The following is an 11,321-nucleotide window of genomic DNA, read 5'->3' on the forward strand; positions in this document are numbered from 1 at the left end:
CTCCTTCGTGGTTACGATGTGCCAGAAACCCTCTCTTATCAAACCAACCTAAACTGTCCCATTGGCGCTGACGTCAGACAGGCGCGCGATTTGGAGTCCCTGATGACCTTCACAAGCGCGCGCGATACGCGGATGTGGAGATGCATCAGCTGCACCGAGGCAAGCTCGGCATCTTCGACATCGGCATTCTCGGCACCTTCGCGCAGCTCTTCCTGGAAGAGGTGCGGCACAAGACCCGCCGTGGCCTTGAAGGGCGCGCGAAGGCCGGTAAGAACACGGGCGGCCGCGCCTATGGCTACCGCTCTGTCCTCCTGCCCGAGGTCGGCGGCAAGGGCACCGGCAGCGTCAAGGATATCGTCCCGACCGAGGCCGCGGTCATTCGCGAGATCTTCGAGCACTATGCCGCCGGCAAATCCCCGCGCGAGATTGCGGCAAACCTCAATACGCGCGGCGTTCCCTCTCCGCGTGGAAGAGGCAAGGGCAGTGGTCATTGGAAGAGCAATACTATCTATGGCAACCGGTCCCGTGGCACCGGTATCCTGAACAACGAGCTCTACTCGGCCAAGATGTCTGGAACCGTCTCAGCTATCAGAAGCACCCAGAGGCCGGGCGCAAGATTTCCAAGCGGAACCCGCCTGCGGAATGGGTTATCACCGACAAACCGCATCTTCAGATCATCGAGGATGACCTCTGGCACCTTGTGAAGGCCCGTCAGGATTTAATCGACAATAGCCGCACCAAGGCAGAGGCCGAGGGCAAGCGCGGGGCGGAAGCCGCGCAGGCTGCGCGACGGCGGAAGTATCTGCTGTCCGGCCTGCTGACCTGCGGCCAGTGCCGGGGGCAATATGACCGTCGCTGGCAAGGGTGAGCGGCGCCGCTACTACTGCGCCAATGCCAAGGAGAAGGGCGCATCGGTCTGCACGGGAATGCCCGGCGTCAAGGAGCCCGCAGCGGCTGAGGCGATGCTGAGCGGTTAGCGGGACGGACTGATGCCGGATGAAGCTTATGAGCGTTTCGCGGCCCAGTTCGAAGCGCGCCTGCAAGGCGACCAGGAAGAAGCTCGCGAGGCCTTGAAGGCCCATGATCGCAAGATCCGCGACTTGGATAAGAAGCACGCCGTCCTTATGGCCGCCGTCGAGGATGGAGGCTACTCCAAGCCCATCGTGGAACGCCTGAACAAGGTGGATGCGGAACTGACCGCACTACGCGATGTGCATGACAGCCTCGTGCCAGCCCCGGTGGAGCTGCTGCTGGACCTCCCTGCCCTCTATCGTCGCTATGTCGACAACCTGTCGTCCACACTGATGGATGAGGCGGTGTCGGGGTCTGCGGCAGATGAACTGCATGGCTTGATCGACTGCGTGGTCGTGACCTGGGACGGCGATCGCGAGCATCATGAGCTGGATGTGTCGGGCAAGCTGTTGGAGATGCTCGCAAAAGCAAAGCCCGCCGGAGGGGCGGGCTATGTATCGAACGGTTGTTCGCTAAAGCTGGTTGCGGGAGCAGGATTTGGCCTTTCGCGAACACATCCGATCCCGATCCCACGCAGAATCCCTTAAATGTGTGCCCCTTCAGGCCGAAACGCGCAAAATCTCGGCGCACAAAGCCGTTAGTAACATTTGTAACGCTGTTACTTTTGTTATTGACGGCTGCGAAAGACGCAAATGACCAACGGCACAGGCAAATGTGCTGAACTGACAACAGGAAATGCAGTGCTCAGGACAAACCTGAACGCTGCATTGAAGGATGCCGACGAACTTCGTCAGGCATTAAAAGAGGCTTGGGCCAGACTGACTGAACGCGATGAAATCCTATCGCTGCTTTCGCCAGGCCGCGAACGCCCTCAGGATATGGGCGTCTCGCTATCAAACGGGTCTGAAGCGTCCGTGGTCGCCTTCGACTTGCCGGACACGGATTTGCCCCCTGCCACGGATGGGGAATCCGGCTGAGGTTCTGCCTCTACTGGCATCTCGCCAGCCTCTGAAAGAATGGCGTCGATCAGCGCATTCGGGCGCTGCGGGTGGCCCGCAATCCGGCGCTTATTCGGGCCGCTCGCGACCTTTTCGAAGGCGATAAAGAAGCCCGCGCGAGCCTCGTCATCAAGTTCTTTAAGAAAGGAATTCATCGTCTCACCGAATGCTTTCTGGCGTTCGATTTCAGCCTTAGTCAACTTGACCGTCGCTTTGCCAGCCGATTTCAGGAAGGTGTTGAATGCACGGGTGGTTGCATCGGTTTTCAGCATTTCATGGTCGAGAGCGGGAAGGTTCATTTTCCATACCTTTCAATAAGTTAATCCCCAGTTTTTGTGGGGAGAGACTGGGGAAACCCCGCCTCGAGAAGTATATGTTTCGACTTGCGAACTGGGTTGTAATGGTTCGGAAGAGCTTTTTTCGCCCGAACCATCATCCCCTTGTTAACGCTCATTTCTTTTTTCGATTTTCTTCGCATCCGGCTGCGATTCAGGACGGCGATCAAGGCCGACGATTGCCCTCGAAGCGAACCGACCCGCCGCCGAAAGATGGGCGCGGAGGTCGGACAGTTTCTGCGAGATTTTTCCTCGCAAACTCGGCTCTACGACATCGAGGATATCCTGCGCCAATCCAGCGACCGCCGAGAGTTCCGTAAAGGCATCCTGATACTCAGCCCGAACATTTTTCTCGACTTGGGATGCCAGATCACCACGCATCCGACCGACGGCCTCACCCAGGCCCGCAAGCAGGCGTTGGACGGGCTTCGGTCGTTGCTTGCTGGCGCCGATCGCTGCCGCGGTTGCTGGCGTTGCAGCCCGATCCGCCGGTGCGGCAATCACACCCTCGGTATCGACCTCAATCACCCCATCGGCAACGGCATTGGCAACGGTGATCACCGCCTCGACGTCCGCTTCTCGCTCAGCAACATCTGCCTCGCGCTGCGACACAACTTCGGCCCGAGCCGCAATGGCGATCTCCAGTTTGCCAACCTCCGTACGGTCTGCCTCAAGGTTCGACCGCTCGGCAGCCAACCTTGCCTCCTCCCGCTCCCGCCAGACCCGAGGTTTCACATGGCGCCGCTTCTCACGCGGCTCCTCGCCTGCGGCGACAGCGTCGCGCCAAGCTTGCTTGCGTCGCTCCCCGCGCACCAGTCCGATTTCAGAGAACCACGCCCCGACACTGTCCTGCGCCGCCTCATAGTCGGCAATCATCGGGTGCTTTGACGGTAGCAGCATATGTCGCCGCGCGATTTCCCTCACCTCGCCCGTTTTCTTGTCCGTGCGGGTCATGACCTCGAGGGTGCGCGGCAGGATGATCGCGTGAATGTGGTAGGCTTCTTCGTCCACGTCCTCGCGCGCATAGATGCAATCCTCACCGAAATGTTGCCTCAGCCAGGCGACAGCAAGATCACGAAAGTCATCTTCTGCCGAACGCTCGTCGTCGAAAACCGCCACACCGTCTGCGAAAAACTGCTTATTCGCGGTCAGGATCACTTCGCGCAGCGGACCGTGCTGGGACGCGCGCCACGGGTCTTTCGCCCCCTCCGACATCCGCTTGATGATGTCCGACTTCCGCTTCCGCCGTTCCAAAGACGCCATTTCGTCGGCAAAGTTCTCTTGCCGCATCCAGTCGATCTCGGCCTGCGCCTTGACCAGCCAGTCAAATCCGCCGATCAGCGGTGGGCGCGCCGTATCAACGTGCCCGAGATCCCCGCCTTAGCGCTGCCCGTGCATCTGGACCTTCCCCAACTGATGCGGGAACATCCCTTCGAAACGCAGCACAACCGGGTGCTGCTTGACCTGTGATCCGTCCATCCCTTTCCTCCGCGTTGGTGGAGGAAAGGAAGTGGGTTCATCGCATGCCGAGTTGCGAGAACTTCACAAATTCTTCGTACGGCGAAGAACGGGAACAAAGGCCAAACTCTGGCAGACGCGAGGTGTCCCAATTCAACGCGTACTGTGTAATGACGGTCTACGATAGAAACTTCATCAGCAATTGAAGCCTGTGGTCATCGTTAACAGCATCCCAATGCTGCGCAAACCGTTCAAATACATCGCTATCTATTTCAATTGCGATGGCTGCCCCTACGTCATCAAGGCCAAACTCATCATTCGGTTCATCACGCTCAATCGAATCCAGAATTGAACTTTCTACAACTTCGGGGGCCAGGGTACCAAGACGGCTTTTTAATGCCTCCGCTGTACCCCCAGAAACCCACATAATCGTTGTATTGCGATCAGTCGGCTCCGACTGGACTCTAAAGTGAACAAGGTTCGGATCGGCTGAGGAAGGCACATCAAAATACGGTTGTATTTTTATTCCAGCACTTGTTGTAACTGAATATCTCTTCTTCCCAGTCCGTTTCTCATAAACCCATAAGCTCTTACTCGATTTCCGCTGTCCTCGAGCACCCGTTTCACTCCACTCAGCGTAAAAATCGTCAGAATTCGGCGCGATCATCTTCTCCTCAAAATAAAGAAACTCCTTAAGCTCATCCTCCCACAGAAGCCAACCAAAACGCATGTCAACCTGATCACAACCACTACTCTCTCGAACCCGATCTGCGCGTGCAGAAATCAAATCGGAGTATTGAGCAAATACGTCACGCATAACATCATTTGCTGGGAGGCTTGTGTCATCGATTCTGACAGATCGAGTTGCTGAAGGGTGCATTAAAGTAGTCCCACATGCCTCCTTCATTGGGCGCCCCTTCAACCGGGGAATTCGAAGCATCTTAAATTCAACTCCGAGCCCGTTGAAATTTACATCAATATGGAGATTACTCCAACTCTCAACAGGAATCCCTTTCGCCTTGCAATACACATCACTCCAATCACCTTCCTCAAGCTTGCGCCCCATCATTGAGGCAACTTGCGCTGCGAGGAGTAGTTTCGCCCTCTCGAATTCTTCTTGCGAAAAAACAGGTAACGTATTCATTTATCACTCTCCAAAGAATTTTTTGCCAATTTTCGAAACTCAAAAAAGTCTAAAAATCGACGCTGCTCCCTTAAAGCAGCAGAAATGTAGCGGCTGTAAAGCGTACGATAATCCACTTCGGAGTTGCGATTAACGTGAAGGAATGGCATTATCGGCACCTTACCTTTCTGGGTTTCAACAAAATCGCAAACAGGAAGTTCCGACTTTTCTGCCCCCCCCACAGGAAGAACCGTCTTGGTGCTCTTCTTGCAATGGATCATTAGATCAGCCCCAGCTGCATTTTCGCTCACGAACTGCTTAAACGTTCCGTGCTGCTTATCAAATATGCTAATTTTTTCGATCGAAAACCCAGCATCAACAATAGCACTCCTCAGTGCCGTCCAAACTTTCTCGGATGAATTCATAAAGACCAAAACCATCCAATGTCCTGTTCTCAGTACGCGATGGGCCTCTTTCAGGCTATCGCTCATTAGGGCACGGTACTCTTCAACGCCTTTTCCCTGAGATTTGTTCATGATGGCTTCGTTAGTAGAATCGGTAAAGGCGCCCAACCATGCTTCCCAGAGAGTATTCATCTCGCTATAATTAATATTTCCACCGAAGGGCGGATCTGTAAATATCATATCAACGCACTCATCCGGCAAGAATTTCAAATCGGTTGCACTACCATTTCGAACAAGCGATCTACCTGAGTATTTCTCACCCGTCGTTGCGAAATGATCAGAGATACTTCTCGATTTCCTTTCAAATGTGACAAAAACATTTGCCTCATTTGAAATTTGCGGAACGTTAAAATTGGCCGTATTTCCACTACCGCCCCAGAATCTGTACTCGGACAGTTTCGTGACCCTTTGATACAAGGAGGTAAACGCAAAAGCGAGCGCGCTAGCCATATTTGGGTCTTCAATCCTTCTAATCTCTCGCCAAAGGGCTGCACACGCAACCAGATTTCGGTCGGTATAAAACTTAGCGACAGAATCCAGCCCATGCCTCTTTGGCTGATTTAGGTTTACCCCGTCCGGCAGCGAAAAATCAGGGAAATCTGATTTGTACACCTCCAGAAGATCGCAGGCCTTCGCAATTTTTGCGTGATCTTCAGGGAGGAGAGGGCGCTCAACAATTTTCTTCGAGCAGCATTTGTATCCCAGAAAAACCGGATAAGATTCTCGCCTCACGAGATAGGATTTATTTACTTCCTCACCGCAGTGGGGGCAAGGGAACTTTTTTAAAAGCTTATGCTCCCTGATAGTCTTTCCATATTTTCTACAATGATCCCATAAGATGAATTCGCGCCCACAATGATTACATTCGAGCTCATAGGACCAAACTGTAAACTGGATTTCAGCATGTGCCCCGCATTCTCTGCACGTGGTGCCATATAACTGCTCTCGCAGGCCCTGTAAGCTGTCGAGGATTGAACGCACGTAAGAACCAAACTCGTCAACATCGACTTTTTGCAAAAAATTATGCGAAATAAAGCAGGCCGCAGGTGAAAGTTCATTGATGATTGCATCACATCCAATGTAGTTGGATGCGACCGCTGTCATTCCACTTCCACCAAACGGATCAAGCACAAGCCCTCCATCTGGAAGGTACTTTGCAATTACACTTGCAATTCCTTGAGGCGGAACCTTGGTGTGATATGTATGTGCATCGTAAGTGTAAGTATTCTTCCCAGCCGAAATTTCACTTTCCAAAGGAGTTTCGGCGGTTCTAGCAGCATTTGATCGGCGAGATAAAATATCAGATAGGGCACTTTCGCCATCGTCAACGAAGCCACCTTCGGAAAGGCCTGACATTAAGGAGGCCCTTGGTTCATCCATAAAAAGGCAGTCGTTGTGTTGGAACAATGGAAGGGTTACTTGCCTCCTTCTCTTCAATCCCGAAGACTCAAATTTTGTAATCTTTTCTTCAGCACCACTCTCTGGATTATCGCCAACGGCTTCCCCGGTAAGTTGTGCCAGCTTTCTTAGAAAATCTCCATCAGGCTCAACGTCACCTCGTTCCAATCTGCTGACTGCGTAGAACGAAGTACCCAACTTTTCTGCTAATTCCTTAACTGTGAGGTTTAGCTTGAGCCGAGCCGAAACAATTTTATTCGTGTTTGAGTAATTCTCTTGCATTCCCGACCCAGCGTCCATCTTTTCGTCGTTTTGGAGCTATTTTCGTATCGCGGACGACAGAAAGTGTCCAGCCTTGCCCTAATGCTTCAGCACTAGATAGCATCAGTTTGAGACGTTCGCTGCGCGCCAGTTCTGCGTCGACCGCTTACTCACCAAGTAGCTGGCACTTCCTCCCTTTGGTCGTCGTTCCAGCTACGCGTTCGCCCGGGGCGCTGCCCCGGGTCCCCGCCCTGCCGGGGGCCGCCTGCGCAGCGGGCGCTCCTACGCGGAGGACGGCAAGAGACCATTCGCCATTCTCCTGCACCTGTCCGGCGTCTCCGACGGCTCGGGGCGAGTTCTGCACTGCCCCGAGGCCCCCTTGCGCCCGGGGGAGCCGTTCCCCACTCTCCCCCGAACCCTCTCGCGCTCCCGGGCGAGCGTTCCGCACCCCTCCCGAACCCTCCTTGCTCCCGGTGAGATTGTTCCGCACCTCTCCCCGGGCCCCGCTTTGCTCGCCATCCCGGCGGGGTCGAGAGGGTGCGCCCCTCTCGACGCTCTCTCGGTCACCGGTGGCTCAACAGAATATCCATAGCTGATGACCGGGAAAGGCTGTGTAGCATCGCGAACAAAGGAAGCGGGGCACTGGATTTTCATGCGCAGACTTTGTGTCGCGCACGAAGATCCAGCCCCCTCGATAGAATGGAAAGGGAGGACGGATCGGGAGGCGCGACGATTTCTCGAATACAGGAGTCGTCGATGTTCGACCAACCCACCCCCGCAAACGACAACACAGCCCCGAGCTGGGAGGCGATGCTGGCCCCCGGCGATATCGTTTCGTTCCGCTTCCCGATGAGCGAGCGCAAAGCCACTGGAGAACGCCCAAAGGCGCGCCCCTGCCTCGTGCTCGAGGTTGGGCAAGTCGGCCAGCTGACGCTTGCCACGCTGGCCTATGGCACCACCTCGAACGGGAAGGCCAATCGTGGTCGCGACCTTGTCGTCGCTGTCGATGAAGAGATCACCAGCGCGGGCATCACGGGCCCGACGCGCTTTGTCGGCATCCGGCGCGTGATGGTACCAATCGGGCACAGTGCGTTCAATCTTGCGCATCGCGACACGCCTGTGCTCGGCCATCTGTCCGGCGGGGCGTTCGAAGCGATGCAGAACCTGCGCGCCCGATTTCAGGCCGAGCGCGATATGGCAGCCGAGTTCCGCGACGCAAAACGGCTGGCGCGGCATGCTAGCCGGACCCTCCCGGACGGTCGCCGCGATATGCTCACGCCCGATCTTCTGATGGGAGATTGCTGATGAACCTTATTGAGATCCTCGAAGACCGGCTCGCCTCATCGATCTCCGAGGCAGTGAGCTATGCGCGCATCCTGCCCTGGCACATCCGGCATCGGGTGGCACCGCATCTTCCGGAACCGGACCGCAGCAATGCACTGCGCTTTGCCGATAGCCTGCGCCCCGAATGCGCCTGCGCGATGGAGACGGAGCAGAACCTGCTGCATTTGCTGAACGCCATCGCGGACCGGATTGAGGCCGGGCCCACTATGGAACCGACGGCGGGCAGCATCGGGCAAGATTACCCAGCCCTTGTTGCGCGCCTCGATAGCGGCGCGGTGGAATTGCGCAAGGTCGTCGAGCTGTTCGCAGATTTCCACTTCAGCTTGTCCGAAGTGCAGGACCTCGCAGCCTCAATCCAGATCGCGGCTGACCTTCGCCGCGCCTGATCGCGTCTCTGCGGCGCCGGATACTCTGGCGCCGCGACCTCTCAACACAATCAGAAAGACCCCCCAATGACCATCACAGAGACCCTGAGAAACCGCCTTGCAGACGCGCTGACCGAGACCCTCAGCCGTGGCCGATGGATGAAGGATTTTATCCACAAGGAGATCGTCCCACGCATTCCTGACGAGGACAGGCCCGAAGCTCTGCGCATCGCTGCTACGATCTCAGCGCGCTCCTGTTGCACCCGCAACTGGCAAACGACATCGCAACGCTCATAGAGATCGTCAACACACGCATCCTCGCGGGCACCAGCGAAGTGCCGTTCGAAGAGCGTCCCAGGGTTGTCATCGGCCGTTATGAACCGCCGATGATGAAACAACTCGATCCATCGGCAATGGCGCTGCGTGTTCAGGTTGAAGTCCTTGCCGAGTTTATGCGCATGATCCTGAACACCCTCGATATCGTGGCGGCGATCATTGTATCGGACGAACTGCTGGACGCTTGACGCATCGGCGCCCCTGATGGGGGCGCCGCCTTGAGGGTCGCGCCATCAGCGCAGCCATCGTCGCCGGACCGGATCACCCGGCGACCGGCGCGCCGACATCCAATCCCTCTGCTGCTCCCGTCGGCGCGCCTTTGACTGCCCACCGCCGATAACCAAAACGCCCGCAGGAGGCCTGCGGGCGTATCGGGTTTATCGCGCGGGGGCCAAGGCCGGTTCCGGCGTGTCGGTTTTGCGGTTGCCCCAACAGCAAAGGAAAGAGCGATGCCCCTCGAACGTCTGATCAACCTTCTCGCCGAAGCAGCAGCCAAGCGGATCTCGCAGGAGCGGGAGGCAAAGACGGCAACACCGAACGGAGTGGTTTCAGGATACTTGCGCTTGAGGGCGAGCGCATCGTCTCTTTCGGTGAGGGGTAAACAGATCGCTAACCTGTGTCGTTTATCGAGATGGATAAAAAGGGAGCGATTTGAATGACCACACCCCGCCGCGCCGTAATCTACGCTCGCTTTTCCTCCGATATTCAGGATATCAAATCCGCCCGCGATCAAATCGCTCTCTGCCGAGAGATCGCGGAAACCAATGGCTGGGATGTGCTCGAAGTTTTCCAGGACGAGGCCATCTCGGGCGAAAAAAGGCACCGTCCGAACTACAACCGGATGCTTGACCTCATCAAGACCGGCATCGTCGATGTCGTCCTTGCTGAAGGCCTTGATCGCTTGAACCGCAGCCAGGAACTTTCCGCGCACCTCTACGCCATCTGCGAATACCACGACACCGAGATCTTCACGAAGAACGACGGGCTGGTCGAAGAGATTCACATCGGCATGAAGGGCACGATGGATGCGATGCAACTCAAGCGCATCAGCCAAGAGACGCACCGCGGACAAGTCGGCACCATCAAGGATGGCAAATCAGCTGGTGGTTTGAGTTTCGGCTATCGCATCCCCGCCGATCCCATCACCGGCCTGCGCAAGACCGGAGAGCTGGTCATCGACGAAGATCAGGCAGCCATCATTCGCCGGATTTTCCGCGCGTTCGCCGACGGCACGAGCCCCCGAGCGATTGCCTACCAACTCAACGAAGAAGGCGTCCCCGCGCCGCGCGGCGGAGGATGGAACGTCAACACGATCTATGGAAACGCCAGCAAGGGCACCGGCATCCTGAACAACGAACTCTACATCGGAAAGCGGATCTGGAACCGGCTGCGCAACAAGAAGAACCCTGAGACCGATCGCCGGAATGCACGCCACCGCACCGAAGCGGAGATTCTGCGCTCCGATGTACCCGACCTGCGGATCATCGAACAGGACCTGTGGATGGCCGTCAAGGCGCGCCAAGGCGGCCAGCGCAAAACACTTTCTACCGCGGCCCCTGTCGCGCTGCGCCGTAAGAAGTATCTGCTCTCGGGCCTCGTGCGCTGTGGCCTATGCGGCGGCAACATGACTGTCGCCGGTGCCGGAGATCGCCGCGCCTACTATTGTGCCAACGCCAAAGAGAAAGGCCCTGCCGTCTGCAAGGGCCAGCCAGGCCTGCGGCTGGACCGCCTCGAGCCTGCCCTGCTCGAAGGTCTCCGCGATGAGTTGATGACACCCGAAGCCCTGGACCGCTTCAGGGCGGATTTCTCGGCCAAGATGGCAGAGGCGGATCGGAATCGGCACGACACCGAGGCGCACCTCCTCCGCGCGCTGGCGAAAGCCCAGAAGGCTATCGACGGCTCCCAACGCGCCATCGCAGCCGACCACGCCACCGAGAGCGTCTATGCGATGCTGAAGGACGCTGAAGAGCGCAAGGCTACGTTCACCGCCGAATTGGCAGCCCTCGGCAATGCCGCGCCTGAGATCGCGCTCGACATCGCTGACCTCTATCGTGCGCAGATTGACAGCCTGTCGGACACGCTGTCCGACCCGTCAATCGTGCATCGCGCCTCCGAGATCCTCGCAGACCTGATCGACCGGATCACGATCCGCCACGACGCAGAGCTTGGGCACACGCTCGAGATCGAGGGCAAGTTGTTGGAGATGCTGAGTTTTTCAGACAGCAAAAAAGCCACCGCCCTTTCGGGCGCGGCTTGTTCGCTAAAGC

General features: G+C 56.7%; 11 protein-coding genes and 1 pseudogene. 8 read left to right on the forward strand and 4 right to left on the reverse strand.

Annotated elements, in window-relative coordinates; translation table 11 throughout:
- Window positions 1-140: 140 nt before the first annotated feature.
- The 3 genes and pseudogenes from HJ536_RS20390 (at window position 141) to HJ536_RS20395 (ending at window position 1,559) form a co-directional block, all read left to right on the forward strand.
- Window positions 141-868 (forward strand): annotated as a pseudogene (locus tag HJ536_RS20390) (recombinase family protein).
- Window positions 846-977, forward strand: coding sequence for a hypothetical protein (locus HJ536_RS21150; protein ID WP_265575612.1), 132 nt, complete (start codon window positions 846-848; stop codon window positions 975-977). Before HJ536_RS20390 ends, HJ536_RS21150 begins: the two are co-directional and overlap by 23 nt.
- A 12-nt stretch (window positions 978-989) precedes the next feature.
- Complete coding sequence (locus tag HJ536_RS20395; protein WP_177159229.1) at window positions 990-1,559, forward strand: hypothetical protein; 570 nt, start codon at window positions 990-992, stop codon at window positions 1,557-1,559.
- A gap of 284 nt (window positions 1,560-1,843) precedes the next feature.
- On the opposite strand, the gene HJ536_RS20400 is transcribed toward HJ536_RS20395, so the two are convergent.
- Together HJ536_RS20400 and HJ536_RS20405 are read right to left on the reverse strand one after the other, a co-directional pair.
- The gene (locus HJ536_RS20400; protein ID WP_177159230.1) at window positions 1,844-2,269 is read right to left on the reverse strand and encodes a hypothetical protein; all 426 of its coding nucleotides are present in this window, start codon (window positions 2,267-2,269) and stop codon (window positions 1,844-1,846) included.
- A gap of 144 nt (window positions 2,270-2,413) precedes the next feature.
- Window positions 2,414-3,595, reverse strand: a complete 1,182-nt coding sequence (locus HJ536_RS20405) for a plasmid recombination protein (RefSeq protein WP_177159231.1) — start codon at window positions 3,593-3,595, stop codon at window positions 2,414-2,416.
- Between HJ536_RS20405 and HJ536_RS20410 the strand changes: the two genes are divergently transcribed.
- Complete coding sequence (locus HJ536_RS20410) at window positions 3,587-3,775, forward strand: hypothetical protein (RefSeq protein ID WP_177159232.1); 189 nt, start codon at window positions 3,587-3,589, stop codon at window positions 3,773-3,775. The genes HJ536_RS20405 and HJ536_RS20410 overlap by 9 nt on opposite strands.
- A 166-nt stretch (window positions 3,776-3,941) precedes the next feature.
- Here the strand turns inward: HJ536_RS20410 and HJ536_RS20415 are convergent, their stop codons facing one another.
- The gene (locus tag HJ536_RS20415; RefSeq protein ID WP_177159233.1) at window positions 3,942-4,907 is read right to left on the reverse strand and encodes a hypothetical protein; all 966 of its coding nucleotides are present in this window, start codon (window positions 4,905-4,907) and stop codon (window positions 3,942-3,944) included.
- Window positions 4,904-7,030 (reverse strand): DNA methyltransferase, encoded by a 2,127-nt coding sequence (locus tag HJ536_RS20420; protein ID WP_177159234.1) that lies wholly within the window; start codon window positions 7,028-7,030, stop codon window positions 4,904-4,906. The genes HJ536_RS20415 and HJ536_RS20420 overlap by 4 nt, the downstream gene beginning before the upstream one ends.
- A gap of 735 nt (window positions 7,031-7,765) precedes the next feature.
- Here HJ536_RS20420 and HJ536_RS20425 point away from each other — a divergent pair.
- The 4 genes from HJ536_RS20425 to HJ536_RS20440 form a co-directional block, all read left to right on the forward strand.
- Window positions 7,766-8,314, forward strand: coding sequence for a hypothetical protein (locus HJ536_RS20425; RefSeq protein ID WP_177159235.1), 549 nt, complete (start codon window positions 7,766-7,768; stop codon window positions 8,312-8,314).
- Window positions 8,314-8,739, forward strand: coding sequence for a hypothetical protein (locus tag HJ536_RS20430; RefSeq protein ID WP_177159236.1), 426 nt, complete (start codon window positions 8,314-8,316; stop codon window positions 8,737-8,739). The genes HJ536_RS20425 and HJ536_RS20430 overlap by 1 nt, the downstream gene beginning before the upstream one ends.
- Window positions 8,740-8,975: 236 nt before the next feature.
- Window positions 8,976-9,242 (forward strand): hypothetical protein, encoded by a 267-nt coding sequence (locus HJ536_RS20435; protein ID WP_177159237.1) that lies wholly within the window; start codon window positions 8,976-8,978, stop codon window positions 9,240-9,242.
- Window positions 9,243-9,709: 467 nt separating this feature from the next.
- A partial coding sequence (locus tag HJ536_RS20440) for a recombinase family protein (RefSeq protein ID WP_177159238.1) occupies window positions 9,710-11,321 on the forward strand: 1,612 nt, incomplete at its 3' end.

It is taken from the genome of Donghicola mangrovi (assembly GCF_013377535.1).
Lineage (GTDB): Bacteria > Pseudomonadota > Alphaproteobacteria > Rhodobacterales > Rhodobacteraceae > Donghicola > Donghicola mangrovi.

What these genes read in the sequence shown, in the direction of transcription:
- HJ536_RS21150 (WP_265575612.1), top strand. Translation starts at nt 846, where the DNA reads ATGACCGTCGCTGGCAAGGGTGAGCGGCGCCGCTACTACTGCGCCAAT.
- HJ536_RS20395 (WP_177159229.1), top strand. Translation starts at nt 990, where the DNA reads ATGCCGGATGAAGCTTATGAGCGTTTCGCGGCCCAGTTCGAAGCGCGC.
- HJ536_RS20400 (WP_177159230.1), bottom strand. Translation starts at nt 2,269, where the DNA reads ATGAACCTTCCCGCTCTCGACCATGAAATGCTGAAAACCGATGCAACC.
- HJ536_RS20405 (WP_177159231.1), bottom strand. Translation starts at nt 3,595, where the DNA reads ATGCGGCAAGAGAACTTTGCCGACGAAATGGCGTCTTTGGAACGGCGG.
- HJ536_RS20415 (WP_177159233.1), bottom strand. Translation starts at nt 4,907, where the DNA reads ATGAATACGTTACCTGTTTTTTCGCAAGAAGAATTCGAGAGGGCGAAA.
- HJ536_RS20420 (WP_177159234.1), bottom strand. Translation starts at nt 7,030, where the DNA reads ATGCAAGAGAATTACTCAAACACGAATAAAATTGTTTCGGCTCGGCTC.
- HJ536_RS20425 (WP_177159235.1), top strand. Translation starts at nt 7,766, where the DNA reads ATGTTCGACCAACCCACCCCCGCAAACGACAACACAGCCCCGAGCTGG.
- HJ536_RS20430 (WP_177159236.1), top strand. Translation starts at nt 8,314, where the DNA reads ATGAACCTTATTGAGATCCTCGAAGACCGGCTCGCCTCATCGATCTCC.